Origin of the sequence: Micromonospora sp. AKA38 (assembly GCF_027925725.1) — a bacterium.
Classification (GTDB): Bacteria; Actinomycetota; Actinomycetes; order Mycobacteriales; family Micromonosporaceae; genus Micromonospora.
This window is the reverse complement of sequence record NZ_BNEI01000001.1, coordinates 387964-412549: the sequence shown is the minus strand read 5'-3', so window position 1 is coordinate 412549 and position 24586 is coordinate 387964. Positions and strand designations below refer to the sequence as shown.

The following is a 24586-nucleotide window of genomic DNA, read 5'->3' as shown; positions in this document are numbered from 1 at the left end:
GGGCCAGCCCCGGTGATCAAGAAGTTGGCGTCGGAAGCCCGCTGATTCCTGACGCAAACTCCTTGATCAACGCGAGAAAAGAAAGGGGGGGCGGGGCGGGGGTCAGGAGAGGGAGGCGTAGACGTCGATCAGGCGCTTGGTGATCACGTCGGGGTGGAACGTGCGCTCGTAGCGGGTGCGGGCCGTACCGGCCAGGGCGCGCGCTTCTGCGGCGGCTAAGGGCAGCGCGGCGGCCAGCGCGGCGGCCTCGGGCGCCACCACCCAGCCGGCCTCGCCGCGCTGCACCCCGACCGGCAACGGGACGTGCCCTTCGCCGGGCGCGGCGGTCGCCACCTCGGCCGGGCCGGTGCCGGCCGGCTCGCGGGGGGTGTCCGCGCCGACCAGGTACGGGATGCCGCCGAGCGCGGTGCCGAGCACCGGCCGACCGGCTGCCAGCGCCTCGATGATCACGGTGGGCAGCACGTCGTGCCAGGTCGAGGTGGCCAGCACCACGGCGCTGTCGGCCAGCGCGGCGCGTACTCCCTGGCGGTCGAGCTGGCCCAGGTAGCGCACGTCGGGCCGCTCGGCGGCGGCCGCCTCGGCCAACGGGCGCAACTCGCCGTCACCGGCGATGCGCAGCGGGCCGAGCGCGCCCACCGGGTGTCGCCGCCACGCCGCGAGCAGCAGGTCCAGGCCCTTCTCCGGGCTGAGCCGGCCCATGAACAGGAAGCCGTCCCCCAGCGGCGCCGGCGTGCCCGGGTCGGGCACCGCGTTGGGCTTGACCACGATCCGCTCGTCCGGGATGCCGTAGTCCCGCAGGTGGTCGGCGACCGCCGTGGTCAGCGCGATGAAGCGGTCCACCGACCGCCAGGTCGGGCGGTGCACGGCCAGCGTGGTGGCCATCAGCGCGCTCTGCGCCCGGGAGTCGCGGTAGCAGCGGTGCACGATCGCCGGCACGCCCAGCGCGCGACCGCGGCAGTCCTGGCAGATCACGCCGTCGCGGAAGTAGAGACCGGAGGAGCAGACCTGCCGGTAGTTGTGCACCGTCTGCACCACCGGCACGCCGCGCCTGTGCGCGGTCCGCACCACCCAGGGCGAGAGCAGCGGGTACGGGTTGTGCAGGTGCAGCACGTCCGGCCGGTGCTCGACGAGCAGGCGGTCCAGGTCGTGCTGGGCCTTCGGGGCCCAGATCGGCGAGATCGGCAGCAGCGCCTTGGCCGGCTTCGACATCGACGGGATCTCGTCGGAGCTGCGCAGGAACGGCAGCACCTCCACGCCGGCAGCGGTGAGCTGGGCGATCTCCGCGTCGACGATGGTGTTCTCGCCGGACGGCTGAGCTTCCCGGTACCGGTTGTGCGCCACCACGATTCTCACGGGAAAGAAGGCTACCGTTGTCCCGTGCCTGAACTACCGGAGGTGGAAGCGCTCGCCGGATACCTGCGTGAGCGGGCGGTGGGCCGGCGTGTCGAGCGGTTCGAGGTGGCCTCGATCAACGCGCTGAAGACGTACGATCCGCCGCCCAGCGCGGTCGCCGGTCGGACGGTGACCGGCGCGGGCCGGCACGGGAAGTTCCTGGACGTCCGGTTCGACGAGGATCTGCACCTGGTGGTCCACCTGGCCCGGGCGGGCTGGTTGCACTACCGGGAGGCGTTCCCGTCAGCGACCCCGCTGCGGCCCGGCAAGGGCCCGATCGCGGTGCGGGTACGCCTCGACGACGGCTCCGGCTTCGACCTGACCGAGGCCGGCACCCAGAAGAAGCTGGCCGCCTACCTGGTCACCGACCCGGCCCAGGTGCCCGGCGTGGCGAAGCTGGGGCCGGACGCGCTGGCGGCCGACCTGCCCACGTTCGTCGAGCGGCTGCGCAGCCGCCGGGGGCAGGTCAAGGGCGTGCTGACCGACCAGTCGGTGCTGGCCGGCGTGGGCAACGCGTACTCGGACGAGATCCTGCACACGGCGCGGCTCTCCCCGTTCGCGATCACCGACCGGCTCACCGACGACCAGCTCGCCGGCCTGCACGCGGCGACCCGGACGGTGCTGGGCGACGCGGTCCGGCGGTCGATGGGCCAGCGGGCCGCGGAGCTGAAGGGGGAGAAGCGCTCCGGCCTCAAGGTGCACGCCCGGAAGGGGCTGCCCTGTCCGGTGTGTGGTGACACGGTGCGTGAGGTCTCGTTCGCCGACTCCAGCCTCCAGTACTGCCCCACCTGTCAGACCGGCGGCAAGCCGTTGGCTGACCGAAGGTTGTCGCGACTCGTACGGTGAGTAACCACACCCGGTGGTTACTGAGCGGAATCGACCGGGGATCGCGGAAGGTCCCGGTCGGTGGCTCTACCCGACTCGTCATCCATCGGTATAGTGGCTCGGTCCCCGGCTTCACAACTGACTCGGAGCCGGCCAGATCGCCACGGTCAACGTGGGAGACTGGAACGGTGAGCGACCCGCGTCCTCACGGCGAGTGAGGTTCGGGTCATGCGGGAGGACATGGGTTGAGGTGACGACAAGCCTCCAGCGCCCGGTAACCGACACAGGCCGGAGCAAGAGCGTGCGGCACGTCGACAGCTTTGAGATCCAGCCGCCGACACCGCCGTCGCACAACGGCGTACCCCGGTCGGGGTGGGCCCGCGCCCGCCGCCGGGTCTCCCGCTGGCACCGTCCCTACATCGCGGTCCTGCTGCTGGCCGACTTCGGCGCGGCGGCGCTGGCCAGCTTCCTGGCCGTGCAGATCTTCGAGCAGGCCGACTCCGGCTTCAAGAACTCCCCTCAGGTGTGGTTCTACACCGTCGCGTTCCTGCTGCTGCCGCTCGGCTGGCTGCTCATCCTGTGGGGAAACCGGGCGTACGACCGGCGCTACCTGGGCCTCGGTCCGGACGAGTTCAAGCGCGTCATCCGCTCCGGTGTGGCCGTTGCCGCCACCGTTTCGTTCCTGGCCTTCGCCACGGTGACGTCACTGTCCCGTTGGACGGTCGGCTTCGCGCTGCTCGGCGCGCTGCTGCTGATCCTGCTCGGCCGGATGATCGCCCGGGCCGGTCTGCACGCGTTGCGCCGCCGGGTCGGTCAGGCCGGGCACCGGATGGTGCTGGTCGGCACGCTGCCGGAGTGCCTGGAGGTCTACACCACGGTCACCCGCAACCCCGGCGTCGGCCTGGTGCCGGTCGCCATCCACCTCACCGACGGGTACGCCGCCGCCCGGGGCCTGGAGACGCCGGTGCCGGTGTACGCCGGCCGCGACGTGCTGGCCCTGGTGCGGGAGGTCGGCGGCGACACCATCGCGGTCTGCGGCTCGGCCACCGCCGAGCCGGGTGAGCTGCGCCGGCTGGCCTGGCAGTTGGAGGGCTCCGGCGTCGACCTGGTGGTCGCGCCCCAGCTCACCGACATCGCCGGCCCCCGGGTGCACATCCGCCCGATCGAGGGCCTGCCGCTGCTGCACGTCGAGGAGCCGACGCTCTCCGGCCCGGCGCTGCTGCTCAAGAGCCTGATGGACCGGGTCGCGTCCGGGCTGGGCCTGCTGGTGCTCGCCCCGCTCTTCGCCGCGGTCGCGCTCGCCATCCGCATCTCCGACCCCGGCCCGGTGTTCTTCCGGCAGCCCCGGGTGGGGCACGAGGGGCGCACCTTCCGGGTGTGGAAGTTCCGCACCATGTACGTGGACGCGGAGGAGCGACTGGCCGGCCTGGTCGACCAGAACGAGACCGACGGCATGCTGTTCAAGATGAAGCAGGATCCTCGGGTCTTCCCGGTGGGCCGCTTCCTGCGGGCCTCGTCGCTTGACGAGCTGCCCCAGTTGATCAATGTGCTCTGGGGCGAGATGTCCCTGGTCGGCCCGCGTCCGCTGCCCGCCGACGACGGCGACTTCCTGGGCGACGTGCGACGCCGGCTGCTGGTCCGGCCGGGCATGACCGGGCTGTGGCAGGTGTCCGGCCGCTCCGACCTGTCCTGGGACGAGGCGGTCCGGCTCGACCTCTACTACGTCGACAACTGGTCGCTGGCGTACGACCTGAGCATCCTGTGGCGGACCGTCGGGGTGGTGCTGGCGCGCAAGGGCGCGTACTAACGTTCCCGGGGTGGGTGGCAACCTCTCGGCCGTCTTCGCCGTCGTCTCGCTGGTCACCGCGTTGGCCGCGGCGCTCTGGGCGGTGCTGCGGTTGCGCGCCCGGCGGGGCATCGCCACCGCGACCCAGCGGGCCACGTACGAGGTGCTGCACACCGCCGGCCTGGCCGCCGAGCCGCTGCGCGCTGGCCTGAGCGCGGCGGGCGCGGCGAAGGCCGTACGCCATCTGCGCGCCCTGGTGGGCGCCGCCGGCCTGGCGCTTACCGACCGGGACGCGTTGCTGGCCGTCGACGGGCGCGGCGCGCACCACGGCGACCAACTGGTCGCGGCGGCCCGGCGGGTGGTCGACAGCGGGCGCTCCACCGTGCTGCGCGAGTCGGAGCTGCACTGCGACCTGGTCGACTGCCCGGTACGCGGCGCGGTGGTGGCACCGCTGAGCGCGGACGGCCGGGTGGTCGGCGCGCTGGTGGCCGTGGCCGACGAGCGGCCGGCGCCGGGCCTGGTGCAGGCCACGCTGGAGACCGCGCACTGGGCCGGCGACCAGCTAGCCCTGGCCGAGCTGGACTCGTCGCGGGAACGGCTGGCCCGGGCCGAGGTACGCGCGCTGCGCGCCCAGATCAGCCCGCACTTCATCTACAACGCGCTCACCGCGATCGGCTCGTTCGTGCGGACCGACCCGGACCGGGCCCGGGAGCTGATCCTGGAGTTCGCCGAGTTCACCAGGTACTCGTTCCGCTCGCACGGCGAGTTCACCACGCTGGCCGAGGAGCTGCGTTCGATCGATCGCTACCTGACCATCGAGCGGGCCCGGTTCGGCGAACGGCTCCAGGTGCGGCTCCAGATCGCCCCGGAGGTGCTGCCGGTGACGCTGCCGTTCCTCTGCCTCCAGCCGCTGGTCGAGAACGCGGTGCGCCACGGCTTGTCCCGCAAGCCGGGCACCGGCATGGTGAGCATCGAGGCCCGGGACGCGGGCGCCGAATGTCACATCACGGTGGAGGACGACGGAGTGGGGATGGATCCGACCACGCTGACGGCGGGCATCGCCGAGGTGTCCGGCGGCGGCAGCGACCCGGCCGACGACCCGGGGCAGCACGTCGGCCTCTCCAACGTCGACGAGCGACTGCGGTCGGCCTTCGGGGACCGCTTCGGCTTGGTCGTCGAGACCGGCCTGGGCTCGGGTACGAAGGTCAGCATGCGGGTGCCGAAGTTCCACCCCGGCGTCCGGGTCTCGTCATGACCGCGACCGGCACCGGGTTCCTCCGCGTGCTGGCCGTGGACGACGAGCCGCCGGCCCTCGACGAGCTGGCCTACCATCTGCGCACCGATCCCCGGGTGGCCCGGCTGCACACCGCCGGCGACGCCACCGAGGCGCTGCGGGTGCTCCGCGACGACGACGTGGACGTGGTGTTCCTCGACATCCGGATGCCGGGGCTGGACGGCATGGAGCTGGCCCGGGTGCTGCGCCGGTTCGCCCGGCCGCCGGCGATCGTCTTCGTCACCGCGTACGACGACGGCGCGGTGGACGCGTTCGACCTGGGCGCCACCGACTACGTACGCAAGCCGGTCCGGGCCGAGCGGCTGGCCGAGTCGTTGCGCCGGGTGATCGGCTCGCGGGTGGTGCCGTCGCATCCCGCGGCGCTGGCCCGGGCGGAGGAGGACCCGACGATTCCGGTCGAGTTGGCCGGCACCACCCGGATGCTGCCCCGCTCGGCGGTGCGCTGGGTGGAGGCGCAGGGCGACTACGCCCGGCTGCACACCGCGGAGGGGTCGCACCTGGTCCGGGTGTCGCTGGCCACGCTGGCGGAGCGCTGGGCCGACGCGGGGTTCGTCCGCGTCCACCGGTCGTACCTGGTGCAGTTGCGGCTCATCGCCGAGCTGCGCCTGGTCAACTCCGGTTACGTGGTGGTGGTCGACGGGACGGAGCTGCCGGTGAGCCGCCGGCACACCCGGGAGCTGAAGGACAAGCTGGTCCGCGCCGCCAAGCAGGACTGGAACCGCTGACTCCACAGTCGATTCCGTCGGTACGGCTGATCGACGCGTGTCGCACCGGGTACCTATCCTGGCCGGGCCGATCCCGGACGGGGCGCGGGGGGCGGTGTGGGCGGAGCCTGCGCGGGGTCGCCCCACCATCCTCATGTTGGGACGCAGATGCGTTTTTCCTTCGCACGTCGTGCCGCCACCGCGGCCGTCGTCGCCGGTTTCCTCGTCCTGCCCGGGTCAGCCCCGGCGCAGGCCGCGGAGACCAGCACGGTCAGCGGACGGCTGACCACCAGCTCCGGCGCCGGCGCGGCCGACGCCCAGGTCGAGGTGTTCGACGCCGACAGCTACGCCACGGCCGGCTGGACCACCACCGACAGCGACGGCCGCTGGTCGGTCGGCGGGCTGGACGCCGGGCGCTACCTCGTCGGCTTCCACCCGGTCGACCAGCCGGCGCAGTACTACCGGCAGCAGGCCGTGATCTGGGACGCGGACCCGGTGACGGTCGGCAGCGGCGAGACCGCCACCGCCGACGACCAGCTCCGGGCCACCGGCCTGCTCACCGGGCGGATCACCGATGCCGGTGGCGCACCCGTCGCCTGGCTCAGCATCTACGCCGACCGGCCCGACAACTCCGGGAACGCCTACGGGTCGACCGACGAGGACGGGCGCTTCCGGATCGCCGCGACGCCCGGCGACTACACGCTCTCCTTCCGGCCGATCGAGGGCTCCTACCAGACCCAGTACGTCCCCGGGAAGCTCGACGAGGTCGACGCCGGCCGCTACCGGGTGACCGCCGACCAGGAGACCGTGGTCAACGAGACGGTGCTGCCCACCGGCAGCCTCACCGGCACGTTCACCACCGCGACCGGCGCGCCGCTCGCCTCCGCCCGGGTCGCGGTCAACACCGCCAACATGTACGGCGGGGTCGACGCCGAGACCGCCGCCGACGGCACCTTCACCGTCCCGGCGCTGCTGGCCGGCTCCTACAAGGTGCGTTTCGAGACCGACGACCGGACGCAGTACTACCGGGGCAAGCTCGACTACACCGACGCGAACCTCGTGGTGGTACGCGGCGGCCAGCGGACCCGGATCGCCGACGCGCTGCTCGGCACCGGCTCCGTGCGGGTCCGCGCCGTCGACTCGGTCACCGGCGCCCCGGTGACCGACTTCTGCGTCGAGTCGGCGGAGACGTGCAGCCGGGGCACCGGGTCCGTCACCCTCACCGGCCTGCCGCAGGGCCGGCACGAGATCTACGTCTATACGGCGGACCGCCTGCACTTCGACCGCCGCCTCACCGTGCGGGTGGTGGCCGGCCAGACCACCGAGGTCGCCCCGAAGCTGCGCCCGGGCGCGCTCATCACCAGCACCGTCGTCGACCGGGCCACCGGGCGGCCGGTGGCCGACGTCTGCCTCGACGCGTTCCTGCCCAAGCAGGCCGGGCTGGTGGACGGGCACGGGAACTGCAGCGACCAGGCCGGACGGATCCGGGTGGGTCCGCTGGCCGGTGGCACCTACCGGCTCTTCGCCGACCCGGGCGACGCCCCCTACGGTCGGCAGTGGGTCGGCGCCGACGGCGGCACCGGTGACGAGCGGCAGGCCGCCACCGTCACCGCGACGGTCGGCACGGTGACCGCCGGGCCGCAGGTCCGGCTCGACCCGGCCGGCCGGATCACCGGCACGGTCACCGACGCGGCCACCGGCAAGCCGGCGAACTCGGTCGACGTCTCGGTGCTGACCGGTCACCCCGGCGTCGGCGTCAACGACGCCAGCACCGACGAGCAGGGCCGCTACACGCTCGACCGGCTCGGCCCGTACGCCTGGCCGGTGGTGTTCAGCGGCCACCCGTACGCCGTCCACTGGTCCGGTGACGCGGCCAGCCGCTACACCGCCACGCCGGTGCCGGTGACCGCCGGAGGCACCGCGACCCTCGACACCGCCATGCGGGCGGGCAGCACGGTGACCGGCACGTTCACCAACCAGGACGGCGCGGCGTTCACCAGCGGCTGGGTGGTCGCCCGCAGCGCCGACACCGGTGACGTCGCCGGCTCCGGCTGGATGTCCGACGGCCGCTACACGCTCCAGGTCACCGGCCGGCAGCGCGTCTACGTCACCTATGACGTGTCGTTCGCCGGCCAGGACTACTCCGGCCGCTACCTGGTGACGGGGCCGGACGGCACCCGCAAGCTCGGCTTGTTCGTGGTGCCGGCGACCGGCTCGCTCGCCCTGGACCTGGTGGTTCCGACCGCCTGACCCGACAGGAGGGAGGGGCCGGTCCCGTCGGGACCGGCCCCTCCCGTCGGAACCGGGCTGGGAGGAAGGACCGGGGTTCTGGTCAGAACAGCTCGGAGACCGTCAGGACCAGCGGGAACGGGTGGTCGGCGCGGTAGACGTCGGCGGCGGCGAGGACGGCTGACTCGCGGTAGCCGTTGCCGAACTGCTCCAGCACGGTCACCGTCTGCTTCCGCGGCTCCACGAGCCAGTAGTGGGGAATGCCGGCCAGACCGTACTCGTGCCGCTTGAGCACCAGGTCACGGCCCGCGTTGCCCGGCGAGACGACCTCGACCACGAGCAGCACGTCGGCCGGGGCGAGTGCGGGGCCACCCCGATCGAGGGCCTCCTCGTGGGCGACGAACACGTCGGGCACGAAGTAGGAGGACCGGTTGGCGCTGACCCCCACGTCCTGCCCGACGAGCAGGCCGGTTGGCGCCTGCCGGTCGAGGAGCCGGCGGAGGCGGTTGGCGATCGCTCCGTGGCGGACGTCCGCGTGTGGGGACACGAGCAGGCTCCCGTCGAAGATCTCGTAGTCCTGGCCGTCCTCGGGGAGGTCCTGGAGGTCGTCCACCGTCCAGGCGTCGCCGCTGCCGGGCCGTGCCGGGCTGGTCACTGTCACACCACCTCTCTTCCGGCTCACCCTGACATCCCGCTCGGTCGTCCACAACGACTCGGCGTTCATCCACCGGGTTGTCCACAGGCGTGCGGTGTTATCCACAGGTTGTGCACGGGGCCGTCCACGCGGCGCTTGACATTCGCGCTGAGCGGGCGAGACTGCCGGGGATGACCGCAGCCGAGGACCAGCAGCCGGCGGGGCAGCCCGTCGCGGCCCCGGTCCCCGGCCCGCGCGCGCCGCAGCGGACCCGGGTCGTGCTGGCCGAGGTGTCCCGGACCGGCAGCCGCGCCGACCGCACCCGCTCCGAGCTGACCCAGCAGACCCGGGTCGGCGAGACGCTGGTGCAGGGCCTGATGCGCGCCCAGCTCTCGCTGGCGCTGCGGCTCAGCCTGCTGGTGGTGATCGGGCTGGGCGGCCTGCCGTGGTTGTTCGCCATCGCGCCGTCGGTCGGGCGGGTCACCGTGCTCGGCGTGAACCTGCCGTGGGTGCTGCTCGGGGTGGCCGCGTTCCCGTTCCTGATCGTGGTCGGCTGGGCGTACGTGCGGCTGGCGGAACGCAACGAGCAGGACTTCGTCGACCTGGTCCAGCGGCCGGAGCGCTGATGGCCAACGGGTACGTGGTCCCCGCGATCGTGGCGGTCACCCTGGTCACCGTCGGTATCGGCTTCTACGGCCTGCGGCTGGCCCGCACCACATCCGACTTCCTGGTGGCGTCCCGGGCGGTCAGCCCGACCTGGAACGCCGCCGCGATCGGCGGGGAGTACCTGTCGGCGGCCAGCTTCCTGGGCGTGGCCGGGCTGATCCTCAAGTACGGCGTGGACGTGCTCTGGTACCCGGTCGGTTTCGCCGCCGGCTACCTGGCGTTGCTGCTGTTCGTGGCCGCCCCGCTGCGCCGCTCCGGCGCGTTCACGCTGCCGGACTTCTGCGAGGTGCGGCTCGGGTCGCGTCGGCTCCGCACGATCGCCACCGTCTTCGTGATCTTCATCGGTTGGCTCTACCTGGTCCCGCAGTTGCAGGGCGCCGGGCTGACGTTGGCCACGCTGACCGGTTCGCCGTACCCGGTCGGGGCGCTGCTGGTGGCCGTGGTGGTGACCGCGAACGTCGCGCTGGGCGGCATGCGGGCGATCACGTTCGTGCAGGCCTTTCAATACTGGCTCAAGTTGACCGCGCTCGCCGTACCGGCGATCTTCCTCGCGTTGCAGTGGCAGGCCGACGCCCGCCCGGCGGTGACGCCACCCGACGGGCCGGCGTTCCGGACCGCGACCACCGTGGTGGTCGAGCACCGGGCGACGCTCACCCTGCCCGACGGCGACGTGCGGGAGGTACGCCCCGGCGACCGTCTCGACTTCGCCGCCGGTGACCCGGTGCCGGAGGTGTCCGGCGCGGCGATCGCCGCCACCGACTGGCTGCTGCCGGACACCGCCGGCGACGACGACCGCAGCCTGTTCGCGACGTACTCGCTGATCCTGGCCACGTTCCTGGGCACCATGGGGCTGCCGCACGTGCTGGTGCGCTTCTACACCAACCCGGACGGCGCCGCCGCCCGGCGCACCACACTCGTGGTGCTGGCCCTGGTCGGCGTCTTCTACCTGCTGCCCACGATCTACGGCGTGCTGGGCCGGATCTACACGCCACAACTGCTGGTCAGCGGCCAGACCGACGCGGTGGTGGTGCTGCTGCCCGGCGCGGCGCTCGGCGACGGCGTCACCGGTCGGCTGCTCGCCGCGCTGGTCGCCGCCGGCGCGTTCGCGGCGTTCCTCTCCACCTCGTCCGGGCTGCTCACCAGCGTGGCCGGGGTGATCTCCACGGACGTGCTGGGCCGCGGCTCGGTACGCGGTTTCCGGCTCGCCACGGTGATCGCCGGCGCGGTGCCGGCGGTGCTCGCGTTGAACGTCTCCGGGCTGGACGTCTCGCAGGTGGTGGGGCTGGCGTTCGCGGTCGCCGCGTCGAGCTTCTGCCCGCTGCTGGTGCTCGGCATCTGGTGGCGCGGCCTGACCGACCTGGGCGCCGCCGCCGGGGTGCTGGTGGGCGGCGGCGCGGCGATCGGCGCGGTGCTGCTCACCGTGCTGGGCCCGCCGCTGACCGGCTGGCCGGCGACGCTTACCACCCAGCCGGCGGCGTGGACGGTGCCGTTGGCGTTCACGGTGATGGTGGTGGTCTCCATGGCCAGCCGGCGACGCCTGCCCCGCGACGTCGGCACCACCATGCTCCGCCTGCACACGCCGGAGTCGCTGCGCCTGTAGGCGCGTACCTCTCAGGTATGACGGAAGATCGTCCTTCGGCCCGAGCGGGCGCTGGCCGGGGCGGGCTACCGTCGGACCATGACCGATCAGCACCCGGCCCTGCACCTCCGTGGCCTGGCCAAGCGCTTCGACACGAAGGTCGCGGTGGCCGGAGTCGACCTGGCCGTGCCGACCGGCTCGTTCTACGGCCTGCTCGGCCCGAACGGGGCCGGCAAGACCACCACCCTCTCCATGGCCGTCGGCCTGCTGCGGCCCGACGCCGGCGAGGCCCGCGTCCTCGGGTACGACGTCTGGGCCGACCCGGTCCGCGCGAAGAGCCTGCTCGGCGTGATGCCGGACGGCGTACGCCTCTTCGACCGGCTGAGCGGGGCGGAGCTGCTGGCGTACCACGGTCTGCTGCGCGGCATGGACCCGGCGGTGGTCGACCAGCGGGCGGCGGAGCTGCTCGACGTGCTGGCGCTCGGCGACGCCGGCCGCACGCTGGTGGTCGACTACTCGGCCGGCATGAAGAAGAAGATCGGCCTGGCCTGCGCGCTGCTGCACGGCCCGCGCCTACTGGTCCTCGACGAGCCGTTCGAGGCGGTCGACCCGGTCTCGGCGGCGCTGATCCGGGACATCCTGCACCGGTACGTGACCGGTGGCGGCACGGTGGTCTTCTCCAGCCACGTGATGGAGGTGGTCGAGAGGCTCTGCTCGCACGTGGCGATCCTGGCCGACGGCACGATCAAGCGGGTCGGCACGCTGACCGAGGTGCGCGGCGACCGGTCGCTGGAGGACGTCTTCGTCGAGGTCGTCGGCGGCCGGACCGCGACCGGCGAGGAGCTGTCGTGGCTGTCCCGGTGACCGCCGTCGAGCCCCCGGCGCGGGCCGTCTCGCCCCGGCACTTCGTCCGGCTGAAGCTGCGGGTGCTCGGCAACAACTTCCGCGGCCAGGCGTGGCGGATCGCGCTGTTCGTGCTGGGTGTACTGTTCGCGCTCTGGTTCGCCGCGACCGGGTTCTTCCTGCTGGCCGCGCCCGGCCTGGCCGACGAACCCCGGTACGCGTTGCTGGCCGCCGCGTTCGGCGGCGGTGTGCTGACGCTCGGCTGGCTGCTGCTGCCGCTGGTCTTCTTCGGCGTGGACGAGACGCTGGACCCGGCCCGGTTCGCGCTGCTGCCGCTCTCCCGCCGGACCCTGGTCACCGGCCTGCTCGCCGCCGCGCTGGTCAGCGTGCCGGCGCTGGCCACCCTGATCACGGTGGCCGGGCTGGTGATCACCGCGGGCGCGCTGGGCGGCTGGTCGGCCGCGCTGGTGGAGGCCGTCGGCGTGGTCGCCGGGCTGCTGGTCTGCGTCGCCGGGGCCCGTGCGGTGACCAGCGCGTTCGCCACCATGCTGCGGTCCCGCCGGGTCCGTGACCTGGCCGCCGTGCTGCTCGCGGTGCTGGCCGCGCTGCTCGGGCCGTTGCAGTTGCTGGTGCTCGCCGCGGTGCGCAGCGCCGACTGGGACCGGCTGACCGGGGTGGCCCGGGTGGTCGGCTGGACGCCGTTCGGCGCGCCCTGGACGGCCGGCATCGACGTGGCCGAGGGTCGGGCCGGGGCGGCCGTGGTGAAACTGCTGATCACCGCCGCGACGGTCGGCGTACTCCTGCTCTGGTGGTCGCGGTCGTTGGAGTCGGCGATGGTCGGCGCGGCGAGCGCCGGGCCGGCGCGGGCCCCGCGCGGCGTGGTCGGCGGCGCGGTCGCGCAGCTCTTCCCGCGCGCGGTCGGCTGGGCCCGGCGGGACCGGTTCGGCGCGCTGGTGGCCCGGGAGTGCCGCTACTGGTGGCGGGACGCCCGACGACGGGCCAACCTGATCACGGTCGCCGTGGTGGGCGTGTTCGTGCCGGTGATGGTCAACCTGGGTGGCTCGTCGCTCGCGGTCGAGGGCGGGGCCGCGTTCGGCGAGGCCAGCGCCAACTCCTCCCCGGTGCTGGTCAGCATCTCCATGGTCTTCGTCGGGGTGCTCGCCTCGGTGACGCTGGCCAACCAGTTCGGTTTCGACGGCAGCGCGTACGCGGCGAACGTGGTCGCCGGCGTGCCGGGCCGGGTGGAGCTGCGGGCCCGGATGACGGCGTTCTCGCTCTACGTGGTGCCGATCCTGCTGGTGGTCGCGGTGGTGCTGGGCGTCGTGCTCGGGCGGCCGGAATGGCTCGGGGTGATGGCCGGCGGGTTGTTCGCCGCGTACGGCTGTGGGCTGGCGATCAACGGGTTCATCTCGGTGCTCGGCGCGTACTCGCTGCCGGAGACCAGCAACCCGTTCGCCATGAACACCGGCGCGGGCATCGCGAAGAGCCTGTTCACGCTGCTGTCCATGGTGTCCTCGGCGGCGGCGGCGATCCCGTTCGTGGTGGCCGCCGGGCTGCTCGGCGACGTCTGGCTCTGGCTGGCGCTGCCGGCCGGCCTGGCGTACGGGGCGGGCGCGGCGCTGCTCGGCGCGTACCTGGCCGGGGACGCGTTGGACCGTCGGCAGCCGGAGCTGCTGGCCTCGGTCACGCCGAGGCGCTGATGCCGGTCGTCGAGGCGGTCGTCACCGTCCCGGTCCCGCCGGAGCTGGCGTTCGCGGTCTCCCAGACCGTCGCCCCGGTGCGTTACCGGTGGGACCCGTTCGTCCGCGAGCAGCACTTCGTCGACGGCGCGACCCGCCCCGGCCGGGGCGTGCGCACGTTCACCCGCTCCCGGCACGGGTTCACCATGGTCAGCGAGTACGTCTCCTGGGCGCCGCCGACCAACGTGGGCATGAAAATGGTCCGTGGCCCGTGGTTCTTCGAACGCTTCGGCGGCGGCTGGCGCTTCGCGCCCGGCCCGGAGCCGGGCACCACGGTCGCTACCTGGCGGTACAACTTCCGGTGTCGGCCGGCGTTCCTACGCCCGGTGGCCGAGCGGCTCGGCGGGTGGCTGCTCGGCCGGGACATCCGCCGCCGGATCGCCGGGTACGCGGCCGGCTGCGCCGACCCCGAGGTGCTGGCCGCCGCCCGCCGCACGCTGCCGTCCTAGCTCGGCGCTCGGCGCTCGGCGCTCGGCGCTCGGCGCTCGGCGCTCGGCGCTCGGCGCTCGGCGCTCGGCGCTCGGCGCTCGGCGCTCGGCGCTCGGCGCTCGGCGGCAATCTACTTTTTCGCGCTATGACCGTGAGTCATAATTATGACTCAGAGTCATGACGGAAAAAACCGGTGCATTGTTCCGGCCGTGGACCGTCGCCGAAAGGAGGCGCTACACGGTGCGGCGCATCGCGGCGTAGACGTGGTGACCGTCGCCGACGCTGAGCACGTTGACCAACTCCCAGCCGTAGTTCGACAGGTGCTCGACCGCCTCCATCAACGGCGGGAAGCCGCTGCTGCCCCACTTGTGCCGGGCGATGACCATCAGGTGCCGGTGCGGGTAGGCGCGCAGGTCGACCTGACCGCCGACGATGGCCTCGGCGGTGATGACGCGGTCCTGGGCGAGCTTCTGCGGGGGTACGAGAGCCATGCCCCGGAGGGTAGGCGGCTCAGTCGAGCGACGCCCGGTGGAGGTGGGCGAGCAGGGACCGCCAGGCGTCCGGCGGGCTCCTCGCCGAGGCGAACGCGCAACTCAGCGACGCCACGGACTTGCACGGGCGCTTCCTCGGCTGGGCGCGGGCCCGGGGCGGCACAATGTTTCACGTGAATCATGAGCAGCCGGGTGCCGAGATCCACCACACCGACCCGTTCGCCGTGCCGGCCGGGCAGCGCTCGCCGGTACGCCGGCTGCGTGGCCGGCTGGCCGCCCCGGTGACGCTCTGGACCGCGCCCGGCCCGGCCGGGCTCACCGTCTCCTCCACGCTGGTCGCGGAAGGGGAACCGGACCGGCTGCTCGGCCTGGTCGACGCGGAGTCGGAGCTGTGGGCGGCGGTCGAGGACACCGGACGGTTCGCGGTCGCGCCGCTGGGCCCGCGCCACCGGCAGCTCGCGGACCGCTTCGCCGGGCTCTTCCCGTCGCCCGGCGGGCTGTTCGCGCTGGACGCCTGGACCGAGACGCCGTACGGGCCGGTGCCGGCGGACGCCGGTGGCTGGGCCGGCTGCCGGCTCGACGCGGCCCGCGAGTACGGCTGGGGTCTGCTGGTCGAGGCCACCATCGAGGCGGTCGACCTCCCCGGCGAGAGTGCTCCCCTGCTGCACTACCGGGGCCGCTACCGGGAGCTGACCGACTAGGTCGGGAACCTCCGGCACGAGCGGCCCGGAGGTTCCCGACCGGGCTACTTGGCGAGCCCGCCGCCGCGCTGCTGGCCGTTGGACGGGCCGGACGCGCCACCGCTCGGCGGACGGACGCTCGGGGGACCGGCCCGGCCCGCGTCACCGGTGGAGGTCATCCGGGCGATCGCGGCCCTGTCCCCGTTCTGGACCTGCGCGATCCGTTCCGTCGGGCTCTCGCTGCCCCGCAGGTAGGCACGCTGGACGTCCTGGTTCGTGTACCCACCGTCGCGTACCGCGTCGCGGACGGTCCGGGTCTCCTCCCGATAGGTGAAGCCGCGCTCTCCCGGCGGGCCCGCCGTCCGGAAGTCCAGCCCGGCCGCGGACTGCGTCATGTATTCCGTCATCCCCTCCACCGTGGAGTCGGTGAGACGACTGTCCGGCGCCTGGAGGCTGGGGTGCTCGATGCGGTGGAAGTTCTCGTGGGCCTGCGCGAACACGGTGTGGTTGTTCGGGTTGAGGTAGGTGTCGCGTTCCCCGACCGGCCCCCGGGTGGTGATGCCCTCCACGTGCGCGGCCCGCCCGAACGCCTGCCCGGGCGCGCCGGCGTCGTTGGCCGCCACCTGCGACACGAACTCGCTGTAGCCGGGGTGGTGCACCCGGCTGTCGTCCGCCAGCACCGACCGGTGCTCGTCGGTGTACATGTCGCTGCCGGTCAGATAGTTGCCGACGATGTTCCGGGCGCGGTCGTTGTTCTGCTCCGGGGTGGGGCGCACCACCTGATCCGGTTCCGGGGAGGGGGTCGACTCGGTCGGCTGCCGGCCGACGTACCTGACCTCGCCGGTCGCCGCGTTGCTGATCTGGATGTCCGTGCGCTCGGGGTGATTCGCCCGGACCGCCTCCTCGATCCGCGCGCGCCAGGCGTCGTCCACCGCGAACGGCACCAGCACGGTCGTCCGGCTGGCGTTCTGGCCACTGTGCACGTAGTCGACCTGGATGCTGCTGTCGTCGCCATAGGGCAGGTAGAGGTGCCCTCTCGTCGCTGGCATGGCACTCCTTCCGAAGGTGCCCCCCACGACGGGCCGGATTCCGTCCGGGTTCACGGTCGACCCGGATCCGACCGGTTAGCGGAGTGATCTGGGTCACTGGGCGCAGCGGGGGCGCCGTTCGGCGCAGCCGTCGCCCGGGGCCAGGCTGAGCCTTTCGCGCCGGGAGGCGCGCTCTCTAGCGTGCCCGGAAAATCCCCCACGCCTGCGAAGGTGGTGATCCACAGATGTCCACGGACACACCCGCGTCCGCACCCTCCGAGTCGACGGCGGAACGGTACCTAGCCGTCCAACGGTCGGACGAGTTCGCCGGGTTGCGGCGCGCGCTGCGCGGCTTCGTCTTCCCGATGACCGTCGCGTTCTTCCTGTGGTACGCGCTCTACGTCATCCTCTCCGCGTACGCGCGGGGATTCATGGGCACGAAGCTGGTCGGCAACATCAACGTCGCCCTGGTCTTCGGCCTGCTCCAGTTCGTCTCCACGTTCGTCATCGCCTGGCTCTACTCGCGGTTCGCCAACCGGCGGATCGACCCGGTCGCCGACCGGATCCGCGCCGAGATGGGGGAGGTGAACCATGAACACGGTCCTCGCGGCTGAGGCGGGCAGCACCACCGCCCGGAACCTCACCATCACGCTGTTCCTGATCTTCGTGGCGATCACGTTGGCGATCACGGTGTGGGCCAGCCGGCAGACCAAGACCGCCACCGACTTCTACGCCGGCGGGCGCTCCTTCTCCGGCTTCCAGAACGGCATGGCGATCGGCGGCGACTACATGTCCGCCGCGTCCTTCCTGGGCATCGCCGGCATCATCGCGCTCTACGGTTACGACGGTTTCCTGTACTCGATCGGCTTCCTGGTCGCCTGGCTGGTGGCGCTGCTGCTCGTCGCCGAACTGCTGCGCAACTCCGGCCGGTACACGATGGCGGACGTGCTGGCGTTCCGGATGCGGCAACGGCCGGTCCGGACCGCGGCGGCGGTCTCCACCATCACCGTCTCGATCTTCTATCTGCTGGCCCAGATGGTCGGCGCGGGCGCGCTGGTGGCGCTGTTGCTCGGCATCAAGCCGGGCACCACGTTCCTCGGCATGGACGCGGACACCGCCAAGGTGGCCACCATCGTGCTGGTCGGCGCGCTGATGATCATCTACGTCACGGTCGGCGGCATGAAGGGCACCACGTACGTCCAGATCGTCAAGGCGTTCCTGCTGATGACCGGCGCGCTGGTGATGACGCTGCTGGTGCTCGCGAAGTACAAGTTCAACCTGTCCTCGCTGCTGGGTGACGCGGCCGACGCCTCCGGCAAGGGCGCGGCGTTCCTGGAACCCGGGCTGCGGTACGGCGTGGAGACGCCCGGCGACGCGCTGAAGACGTTCTACAGCAAGATGGACCTGCTCTCGCTGGGCATCGCGCTGGTGCTCGGCACGGCCGGCCTGCCGCACATCCTGATCCGTTTCTACACCGTGCCGACCGCGCGGGCGGCCCGCAAGAGCGTGCTCTGGGCGATCGGCATCATCGGCGCGTTCTACCTGCTCACCCTGGCGCTCGGCTTCGGTGCGGCGGCGATCGTCGGCGGGCAGGCGATCACCGCGCAGGACAAGGCCGGAAACACCGCAGCACCGCAGCTCGCCGAGGCGCTCGGCGCGGACTTCTTCGGCGGGAACCTGGGCGGCGCGACACTACTGGCGATCATCGCGGCGGTCGCGTTCGCCACGATCCTCGCGGTGGTGGCCGGGCTGACGCTGGCGTCGTCGTCCAGCCTGGCGCACGACTTCTACGCCAACGTCATCAAGAGGGGGCAGACGTCGGAGCGGCAGGAGGTGAACGTCGCCCGGATCTCCGCGCTGGTGATCGGCGCGGTCTCGATCGTACTGTCGATCTTCGCGCAGAACCTCAACGTGGCGTTCCTGGTCGCGTTGGCGTTCGCGGTGGCCGCCTCCGGCAACCTGCCGGCGATCCTCTACAGCCTGTTCTGGAAGCGGTTCAACACCTCGGGCGCGGTGTGGTCGATCTACGGCGGCCTGCTCGCCGCCGTGCTGCTGGTCTTCTTCTCCCCGGTCGTCTCCGGCGCGCCGACGGCGATGTTCCCCGACCACGACTGGCACTGGTTCCCGCTGTCGAACCCGGGCATCCTCTCCATCCCGTTCGGCTTCCTGTGCGGCTGGCTCGGCACGGTCCTGTCCAAGGAGCGCGACGACGACAAGTACGCGGAGCTGGAGGTGCGCTCGCTCACCGGCGCGGGCGCGCACTGACCGACACGGTGCGAGGCGGGGTCCCGGCCACGGGCGGGGGCCCCGCCTCACGTGTATAGGGTGGCGGGCATGAAGGTTGCCCCGCGGTTTGGTGCCGGACACCGCATTCTCGTCACCGGCGGCGCCGGCTTCGTCCCGTCCCACCTGGTCGACCGGCTCGTCGAGCGCGGTTGCACGGTGGTGGTGCTGGACAACTTCGTCACCGGCTCCAAGGACAACGTGTCCCACCTGCTGGAGAAGCCGACGTTCGCGCTGGTCGAGGCGGACATCTCCGACGGCCTGCCGACCGACCACCCGGCGATGACCGAGCGGTTCGACGCGATCCTGCACATGGCGTCCCCGGCCAGCCCGACCGACTTCGAGAAGCTCCCGGTGGAGATCCTCCGGGTGGGCTCGGTCGCCACGCTGGCGCTGCTGGAGCGCGCCACCGCCGACGGCGCGCGGTTCCTGATGGCCTCCACCTCCGAGGCGTACGGGGACCCGAAGGAGCACCCGCAGCGCGAGACGTACTGGGGCAACGTCAACCCGATCGGCATCCGGAGCGTCTACGACGAGGCGAAGCGCTTCTCCGAGGCGGCCACCATGGCGTACCACCGCAGCCGGGGCACGGACACCGCGATCGTCCGGATCTTCAACACGTACGGCCCGCGGATGCGGCCGGACGACGGCCGGGCCATCCCGACGTTCATCTCCCAGGCGCTGCGCGGCGAGCCGATCACGGTGCACGGAACCGGCAACCAGACGCGCTCGATCTGTTACGTCGACGATCTGGTGCGGGGCATCCTGCTGCTGCTCGACTCGACGCAGACCGGCCCGATCAACTGCGGCACCGAGCACGAGATGTCGATGCGACAACTGGCTGAGACGATCGTGTCACTCACCGGCAGCACCTCCGAGGTGAGCTACATCACGCGCGCCTCGGACGACCCGGAGATGCGCCGCCCGGACCTGACGCTCGCCCGTGAGCTGCTCGGATACGAGCCGAGCGTGACGCCCGAAGACGGCCTCGGACGCACCATCGCGTACTTCCGCGAGCGGCTAGGGTACTGAGCCCGGCTGTCAGCCGGCTGAGCGCCGCGCGCGCCTGAGGGCGGTGGTGGAACGGCCGACCTACCCTCGGTTACATGTCAGCGACCTCGTCTGCCGGCGCACCTCTTCCCCGCCCCCTGAACCGGGGTGCGGGCCGCGCCTCGGTCCCCGGCTCCGGCCGGGACGCCACCGCGCGCGCCCGCGCCACGGAAACCCGCTGGTACCCGTCACACGACGAGGCGCCCCGCTCGGGCGGCCCGGCTGGTCCGGGTGGGCCGGGCGGGCCCGGTGGCACGGGCGGCGGCGGCTTCGGTGGGCCGGGGCGTCGGCCCCGCCCGCGCTGGGGGCGCATCGGCCTGGTGGCCGGCATCGCGGTGCTGGTGCTGGCGCTGCTCGGCGGGATCGGGGCCTGGTTCTACGCCCGCAACCTCGACGACGACCTGGCCCGCACCGATCCGTTCTCGGAGATCACCGGCGGCCGGCCGGCCAAGAAGGTCGACGGCGCGTTCAACATCCTGCTGGTGGGCAGCGACTCGCGGGACCCGGACGCCCCGGTCGACGGCGCCGGCAAGTGGCGGGCGGACACCGTGATCGTCATGCACATCCCGGCCGACCACAAGCGCGCCTACCTGGTCTCCGTCCCGCGTGACCTGTACGTGCCGATCCCGGAGAACGCCGGCGCGTCCTGCGACTCCGGCTCGCGCAACAAGATCAACGCGGCGTTCGCGTTCGGCGGCCTGCCGCTCGCGGTGAAGACCGTGGAGTGCTTCACCGACGTACGCATCGACCACGTCATGGCCATCGACTTCGCCGGGTTCAAGGACGTCACCGACGCGCTGGGCGGTGTCGACCTGAAGGTGGAGCGCACCGTCACCTCGATCCACAAGCCGTACCGGACGTTCACCAAGGGCGTGAACCACATGAACGGCGCCGAGGCGCTGGACTGGGTGCGGCAGCGCAAGCAGTTCCCGGACGGCGACTTCGCCCGGATGCGCCACCAGCAGGAGTTCCTGAAGGCGCTGATGGACAAGGCGGCGAGCACCGGCACGCTCACCAACCCGAAGAAGCTGAACGACTTCCTCAAGTCGGTCACCGCCGCCGTCACGGTCGACCAGGGATTCTCGTTGACCGACATGGCGGTGCAGTTCCGCAGCCTGCGGGGCGAGAACCTGACGTTCGTCACCAGCCCGAACCTGGGGGGCCAGACCGTCGACGGCCAGTCGGTGGTGGTCTCCGACCGGGAGAAGGCGCTGGCGATGTACCAGGCCATCGCCGGGGACAAGATGGCCGACTGGGTCGCGGCCAACCAGAAGAATTCGGGCGACAGCGCCGGCGGCTGACCGGGCGCGCAGCCTCGCCCGTTCGGCCACATCTCGGCACCATCGGCCGGGATTGACGGGAATACCCGCCTCAGGAGGTCGCGAGAACGGGAACGGATACGTAAAGTGGTCCCGCCCCCGATCACCGAGCTGGAGCACGCATGTCGGTCCAGACCAGTCGTCGCCCGCAGTCACCGGCACCCGGATCATCCGGGCGGGTTCCCCCGGTCATCCCCACGCAGCCCGGTCCCGGCGGCCGTGGTCCCGGCGGCGGTGGCGGGAAGAAGAAGCGCACCAAGCGCAAGGACCCGCTCTGGGCGAAGCTCACCCTGGTGCTCGGCGCGGTGCTGATGGTGACCAGCGGCGTCGCGATCGTCGGCAGCAAGGCCGTGATCGGTCAGGCCACCAACAACATCGCCCAGCGCAACCTGCTCGGCGAGGCGGGCAAGAGCGAGGCCGAGGGCGGCAACAGCCTGGACGGCCCGATCGACATGCTGCTGCTCGGCGTGGACGCCCGGGCCCGCTGGGCCGCCGACGACGTCCGGTCGGACACGATCATCGTGCTGCACATCCCGGCCAGCCACGACCAGGCCTACCTGATCTCGATCCCCCGGGACACCGAGGCCCGCATCCCGGCGTTCAAGGACAGTGGCTACAAGGGCGGCACCGACAAGATCAACGCTGCGTTCTTCCACGGCGCGCAGAACGGCGGCGGCTGGGAGGGCGGCGCCCAGTTGATGGCCAAGACGATCAAGGGGATGACCGGCATCAGCTTCGACGGTGCCGCGATCATCAACTTCGGCGGCTTCAAGAACGTCATCGACGCGCTCGGCACGGTGCGGATCTGCGTCAGCCACGAGGTCCCGTCGCACCACATGTCGATGGTCGAGGGCAAGCCGATGTGGAACGCGGACGCGAAGAAGACCGGCAAGCCCTACAAGCCGGTGGTGCACAAGAAGGGTTGCAAGGAGATGGAGGGCTGGGAGGCGCTCGACTACTCCCGCCAGCGTTACGGCCTGCCCAACAGCGACTACGACCGGCAGCAGAACCAGCAGCAGCTCATCAAGGCGATGGCCAAGAAGGCCACCGACGGCGGCATGCTGACCAACCCGATCAAGCTGAACTCGCTGATGAAGGCCGCCGGGAAGGCGTTCGTGCTGGACACCGGCGGCGTGCCGATCGCCGACTTCATCTTCACACTCAAGAACCTCAGCGGGAACGACCTGGTCACGCTGCGCACCAACGGCGGGACGTTCGCCGGCAACAGCAACGGCCGGGAGACGTTCAACGAGACGACCATGGACATGTTCCAGGCGGTCAAGAACGACAAGCTGGCCGACTTCATCGTGGCCAACCCGACCGTCCTCTCCACCCGGAAGTGACGAAAGCCGGCACCGGCCGGCCCGTCCCCCCGTAGCCTGACCTGAGCGGGTCTCAGGTCGGCGCCACGGGGGGATCGTCACGTCCAGACCAGCACGGAACCGACGCGGGCGGCCACGACCGGCCCGCTGGCCCCGGTTCCTGCTCGGCGGCGGCCTCGCCCTGGTCCTGCTCGCCACGCTCGGCGTGGCCGGGCTGCACTGGCTCACCCACCGGTACGACCGCACGGTGGCCAAGGAGCAACTGCTCGACCCGGCCGCCCGGAAGAAGCGGACGGACCTGGGCGGCGCCCTCAACTACCTGCTGATCGGCTCCGACCACCGGCCCGGCGCGGACGCCGCCGACCAGCGCTCGGACACCATCCTGATCGTGCACGTGCCGGCCGGCATGCGGCAGGCGTACCTGATCTCCGTCCCGCGCGACCTGCTGGTCGCCGTCCCGGCGGCGCCCGGCTGGCCCGGCGGCCAGGACAAGGTCAACGCCGCGTACGAGCACGGCGGCGGGGGCTCCGGTGGCGCGCGGCTGCTCAGCGCCACCCTGACCCGACTCACCGGCGTCCGCTTCGACGGCGCCGCGCTCGTCGACTTCTCCGGCTTCACCCGGGTCATCGACCAGCTCGGCGGCATCCGCATGTGCGTGGACACGCCGGTCCGGTCGATCCACACCGGCACCCGGTTCGAACCCGGCTGCCAACAGATGGACGGGGCCCGGACGCTCGACTACGTGCGGCAGCGCTACGACCTGCCGAACGGCGACTACGACCGGCAGCGGCACCAGCAGCAGATGCTGCGGGCGGTGCTCGACCGGGCCGGCGAGACGCACCTGCGTGGCGACCCGGTGAAGCTGGACCGGGTGCTGCGCGCGGTCGGCGGGGCGCTGACCGTCGACACCAACGGCGTACCCCTGGACGAACTGGTGTTCGCGCTCCGCGCGCTGCCGGCGGACGCGCTGCGCGGCGTCCGGCTGCCCTCCCACCCGCAGACCATCGACCAGGTGTCGTACGTGGTGCTGGACCCCGACGGCGGTGATCTGTTCACCGCGTTGCAGGACACCCGCGTGCCGGAGTGGGCCGGCGCCAACCCGCGCTGGGTCAACCGGCTCTGAACGCCGCCGGGCGACTAGGCTCTGATCCGTGTTCGGAGCCCAACTTCCCAGCGTGCCCGCGTCGGCCGTGCCCGACGACGTCTACCTGCTCGACGTCCGGGAGGACGACGAGTGGGCCGCCGGCCACGCGCCGGCCGCCCACCACCTGCCGATGACCGAGCTGCCGGCCCGGCTCGCCGAGATCCCCGACGACCGCGAGGTGGCGGTGATCTGCCGGTCCGGCGGCCGCTCCGGGCAGGTCGTCGGCTACCTGCTGCGTAACGGGTGGGACCAGGTCCGCAACGTCGAGGGCGGGATGGGCGACTGGGCCGCCGCCGGCCGTCCCGTGGTCACCGACGACGGGCAGCCGGGTCGGGTCGTCTGAGGCACGTCCGGCCATGACCGACCCGCTGGTCTTCGCCCACCGCGGCTCCTCGTACGACCTGCCGGAGCACACGCTCGCCGCCTACCTGCGCGCGCTGGACGAGGGCGCGGACGGGCTGGAGTGCGACGTCCGGCTGACCCGCGACGGGCACCTGGTCTGCGTGCACGACCGTCGACTCGACCGGACCAGCAACGGTCACGGCCTGGTCAGCGCGCGTACGCTCGCCGAACTGGAGGCGCTCGACTTCGGCTCCTGGCACCCCGCCGCGGCGGAGGCGGTCGCGGCGGCCCGGCTCGACGAGTCGCACATCCGGCTGCTCACGCTGGAACGGCTCCTCGACGCGGTGCTGGCCGCCGGACGGCCGGTCCGGCTGCTGATCGAGACGAAGCACCCCTCGCGCTACCGGGGCGACGTCGAGCGCCGGCTGGTCGAGCTACTGCGCCGGCACGGCCTGGCCGAGCCCGGCCCGGACGATCCGGTCCAGGTGACAGTGATGTCCTTCTCGCCGCTGGCCGTACGCCGGATCCGTGAGCTGGCGCCGGCGCTGCCCACCGTGCTGCTGCTGGAGGTGCTGCCGCGCTGGCTGCGGCTGGGCCGGCTGCCCTTCGGCAGTCGCATCGCCGGCCCGGGGGTGGAGCTGGTCCGGGCCCGCCCGCAGCTCGTCCCGGCGCTGCGGGCCGCCGGCAACGCGGTCTACGTCTGGACCGTGAACGAACCGGAGGACCTGGAACTCGTGCTGGCCGCCGGGGTGGACGGCGTGATCACCGACCGGCCGGCCCGCGCGTTGGCCCGGTTGGGCCGGTGAG

Annotated in this window: 23 protein-coding genes; 19 read left to right on the top strand and 4 right to left on the bottom strand. The window is 72.3% G+C overall.

What is annotated here, in order from left to right; all coding sequences use genetic code 11:
* Positions 1–102: 102 nt before the first annotated feature.
* A complete protein-coding gene (locus TPA0908_RS01980; protein WP_281934088.1) occupies positions 103–1353 on the bottom strand; it encodes a glycosyltransferase family 4 protein in 1251 nt (416 codons plus the stop codon).
* Between the two features lie 24 nt (positions 1354–1377).
* Between TPA0908_RS01980 and TPA0908_RS01975 the strand changes: the two genes are divergently transcribed.
* The 5 genes from TPA0908_RS01975 to TPA0908_RS01955 all read left to right on the top strand — a co-directional run bounded on the left by TPA0908_RS01975 (position 1378) and on the right by TPA0908_RS01955 (position 8251).
* Positions 1378–2238: an Fpg/Nei family DNA glycosylase gene (locus tag TPA0908_RS01975; protein ID WP_281934086.1), complete on the top strand. Its 861-nt coding sequence runs from the start codon at positions 1378–1380 to the stop codon at positions 2236–2238.
* A gap of 280 nt (positions 2239–2518) precedes the next feature.
* A complete protein-coding gene (locus tag TPA0908_RS01970; protein ID WP_281934084.1) occupies positions 2519–4024 on the top strand; it encodes a sugar transferase in 1506 nt (501 codons plus the stop codon).
* Positions 4025–4034: 10 nt separating this feature from the next.
* Complete coding sequence (locus TPA0908_RS01965; protein WP_281934082.1) at positions 4035–5258, top strand: sensor histidine kinase; 1224 nt, start codon at positions 4035–4037, stop codon at positions 5256–5258.
* Positions 5255–6022: a LytR/AlgR family response regulator transcription factor gene (locus TPA0908_RS01960; protein ID WP_281934080.1), complete on the top strand. Its 768-nt coding sequence runs from the start codon at positions 5255–5257 to the stop codon at positions 6020–6022. The genes TPA0908_RS01965 and TPA0908_RS01960 overlap by 4 nt, the downstream gene beginning before the upstream one ends.
* A 147-nt stretch (positions 6023–6169) precedes the next feature.
* Positions 6170–8251, top strand: a complete 2082-nt coding sequence (locus TPA0908_RS01955; protein ID WP_281934078.1) for a carboxypeptidase-like regulatory domain-containing protein — start codon at positions 6170–6172, stop codon at positions 8249–8251.
* An 82-nt stretch (positions 8252–8333) separates the two neighbouring features.
* Here the strand turns inward: TPA0908_RS01955 and TPA0908_RS01950 are convergent, their stop codons facing one another.
* Positions 8334–8885: a Uma2 family endonuclease gene (locus TPA0908_RS01950; RefSeq protein ID WP_281934076.1), complete on the bottom strand. Its 552-nt coding sequence runs from the start codon at positions 8883–8885 to the stop codon at positions 8334–8336.
* Between the two features lie 170 nt (positions 8886–9055).
* Here TPA0908_RS01950 and TPA0908_RS01945 point away from each other — a divergent pair, with 170 nt between their 5' ends.
* The 5 genes from TPA0908_RS01945 (at position 9056) to TPA0908_RS01925 (ending at position 14140) form a co-directional block, all read left to right on the top strand.
* The gene (locus tag TPA0908_RS01945) at positions 9056–9490 is read left to right on the top strand and encodes a hypothetical protein (RefSeq protein ID WP_281934074.1); all 435 of its coding nucleotides are present in this window, start codon (positions 9056–9058) and stop codon (positions 9488–9490) included.
* A complete protein-coding gene (locus TPA0908_RS01940; protein WP_281934072.1) occupies positions 9490–11130 on the top strand; it encodes a sodium/solute symporter in 1641 nt (546 codons plus the stop codon). The genes TPA0908_RS01945 and TPA0908_RS01940 overlap by 1 nt, the downstream gene beginning before the upstream one ends.
* Before the next feature lie 78 nt (positions 11131–11208).
* Positions 11209–11973, top strand: coding sequence for an ABC transporter ATP-binding protein (locus TPA0908_RS01935; protein WP_107156465.1), 765 nt, complete (start codon positions 11209–11211; stop codon positions 11971–11973).
* A complete protein-coding gene (locus TPA0908_RS01930) occupies positions 11958–13652 on the top strand; it encodes an ABC transporter permease (RefSeq protein WP_281934070.1) in 1695 nt (564 codons plus the stop codon). The genes TPA0908_RS01935 and TPA0908_RS01930 overlap by 16 nt, the downstream gene beginning before the upstream one ends.
* The gene (locus tag TPA0908_RS01925) at positions 13652–14140 is read left to right on the top strand and encodes an SRPBCC family protein (protein WP_281934069.1); all 489 of its coding nucleotides are present in this window, start codon (positions 13652–13654) and stop codon (positions 14138–14140) included. Before TPA0908_RS01930 ends, TPA0908_RS01925 begins: the two co-directional genes overlap by 1 nt.
* Before the next feature lie 213 nt (positions 14141–14353).
* On the opposite strand, the gene TPA0908_RS01920 is transcribed toward TPA0908_RS01925, so the two are convergent.
* Complete coding sequence (locus tag TPA0908_RS01920; protein WP_281934068.1) at positions 14354–14611, bottom strand: hypothetical protein; 258 nt, start codon at positions 14609–14611, stop codon at positions 14354–14356.
* Between the two features lie 119 nt (positions 14612–14730).
* On the opposite strand from TPA0908_RS01920, the gene TPA0908_RS01915 reads away from it, so the two are divergent.
* Complete coding sequence (locus TPA0908_RS01915) at positions 14731–15312, top strand: flavin reductase family protein (protein ID WP_281934066.1); 582 nt, start codon at positions 14731–14733, stop codon at positions 15310–15312.
* 44 nt (positions 15313–15356) lie between these two features.
* Here the strand turns inward: TPA0908_RS01915 and TPA0908_RS01910 are convergent, their stop codons facing one another.
* Positions 15357–16340 (bottom strand): hypothetical protein, encoded by a 984-nt coding sequence (locus TPA0908_RS01910; RefSeq protein ID WP_281934064.1) that lies wholly within the window; start codon positions 16338–16340, stop codon positions 15357–15359.
* Positions 16341–16564: 224 nt separating this feature from the next.
* Between TPA0908_RS01910 and TPA0908_RS01905 the strand changes: the two genes are divergently transcribed.
* From TPA0908_RS01905 to TPA0908_RS01870, 8 genes are all read left to right on the top strand, one after another.
* On the top strand, positions 16565–16933 hold the full coding sequence (locus TPA0908_RS01905; protein WP_091061706.1) for a DUF485 domain-containing protein: 369 nt from the start codon (positions 16565–16567) through the stop codon (positions 16931–16933).
* Positions 16911–18584 carry a solute symporter family protein gene (locus tag TPA0908_RS01900; RefSeq protein ID WP_281934061.1) on the top strand — a complete coding sequence of 558 codons (1674 nt, stop codon included), beginning with the start codon at positions 16911–16913 and terminating at the stop codon, positions 18582–18584. Before TPA0908_RS01905 ends, TPA0908_RS01900 begins: the two co-directional genes overlap by 23 nt.
* Before the next feature lie 69 nt (positions 18585–18653).
* On the top strand, positions 18654–19634 hold the full coding sequence (locus TPA0908_RS01895) for an NAD-dependent epimerase/dehydratase family protein (RefSeq protein WP_281934060.1): 981 nt from the start codon (positions 18654–18656) through the stop codon (positions 19632–19634).
* A 74-nt stretch (positions 19635–19708) separates the two neighbouring features.
* Complete coding sequence (locus TPA0908_RS01890; protein WP_281934058.1) at positions 19709–20953, top strand: LCP family protein; 1245 nt, start codon at positions 19709–19711, stop codon at positions 20951–20953.
* Between the two features lie 140 nt (positions 20954–21093).
* Positions 21094–22314, top strand: a complete 1221-nt coding sequence (locus TPA0908_RS01885) for an LCP family protein (RefSeq protein WP_281934056.1) — start codon at positions 21094–21096, stop codon at positions 22312–22314.
* A gap of 184 nt (positions 22315–22498) precedes the next feature.
* A complete protein-coding gene (locus TPA0908_RS01880) occupies positions 22499–23416 on the top strand; it encodes an LCP family protein (protein WP_281934054.1) in 918 nt (305 codons plus the stop codon).
* A gap of 28 nt (positions 23417–23444) precedes the next feature.
* Positions 23445–23780 carry a rhodanese-like domain-containing protein gene (locus TPA0908_RS01875; RefSeq protein ID WP_281934052.1) on the top strand — a complete coding sequence of 112 codons (336 nt, stop codon included), beginning with the start codon at positions 23445–23447 and terminating at the stop codon, positions 23778–23780.
* Positions 23781–23793: 13 nt separating this feature from the next.
* Entirely contained in the window at positions 23794–24585 is a 792-nt protein-coding gene (locus TPA0908_RS01870; RefSeq protein WP_281934051.1) for a glycerophosphodiester phosphodiesterase, read from the top strand.
* The last annotated feature ends 1 nt before the right edge of the window (position 24586 follow it).

What these genes read in the sequence shown, in the direction of transcription:
- TPA0908_RS01960 (WP_281934080.1), top strand. Translation starts at nt 5,255, where the DNA reads ATGACCGCGACCGGCACCGGGTTCCTCCGCGTGCTGGCCGTGGACGAC.
- TPA0908_RS01955 (WP_281934078.1), top strand. Translation starts at nt 6,170, where the DNA reads ATGCGTTTTTCCTTCGCACGTCGTGCCGCCACCGCGGCCGTCGTCGCC.
- TPA0908_RS01945 (WP_281934074.1), top strand. Translation starts at nt 9,056, where the DNA reads ATGACCGCAGCCGAGGACCAGCAGCCGGCGGGGCAGCCCGTCGCGGCC.
- TPA0908_RS01940 (WP_281934072.1), top strand. Translation starts at nt 9,490, where the DNA reads ATGGCCAACGGGTACGTGGTCCCCGCGATCGTGGCGGTCACCCTGGTC.
- TPA0908_RS01935 (WP_107156465.1), top strand. Translation starts at nt 11,209, where the DNA reads ATGACCGATCAGCACCCGGCCCTGCACCTCCGTGGCCTGGCCAAGCGC.
- TPA0908_RS01925 (WP_281934069.1), top strand. Translation starts at nt 13,652, where the DNA reads ATGCCGGTCGTCGAGGCGGTCGTCACCGTCCCGGTCCCGCCGGAGCTG.
- TPA0908_RS01920 (WP_281934068.1), bottom strand. Translation starts at nt 14,611, where the DNA reads ATGGCTCTCGTACCCCCGCAGAAGCTCGCCCAGGACCGCGTCATCACC.
- TPA0908_RS01910 (WP_281934064.1), bottom strand. Translation starts at nt 16,340, where the DNA reads ATGCCAGCGACGAGAGGGCACCTCTACCTGCCCTATGGCGACGACAGC.
- TPA0908_RS01905 (WP_091061706.1), top strand. Translation starts at nt 16,565, where the DNA reads ATGTCCACGGACACACCCGCGTCCGCACCCTCCGAGTCGACGGCGGAA.
- TPA0908_RS01900 (WP_281934061.1), top strand. Translation starts at nt 16,911, where the DNA reads ATGAACACGGTCCTCGCGGCTGAGGCGGGCAGCACCACCGCCCGGAAC.
- TPA0908_RS01895 (WP_281934060.1), top strand. Translation starts at nt 18,654, where the DNA reads ATGAAGGTTGCCCCGCGGTTTGGTGCCGGACACCGCATTCTCGTCACC.
- TPA0908_RS01890 (WP_281934058.1), top strand. Translation starts at nt 19,709, where the DNA reads ATGTCAGCGACCTCGTCTGCCGGCGCACCTCTTCCCCGCCCCCTGAAC.
- TPA0908_RS01885 (WP_281934056.1), top strand. Translation starts at nt 21,094, where the DNA reads ATGTCGGTCCAGACCAGTCGTCGCCCGCAGTCACCGGCACCCGGATCA.
- TPA0908_RS01870 (WP_281934051.1), top strand. Translation starts at nt 23,794, where the DNA reads ATGACCGACCCGCTGGTCTTCGCCCACCGCGGCTCCTCGTACGACCTG.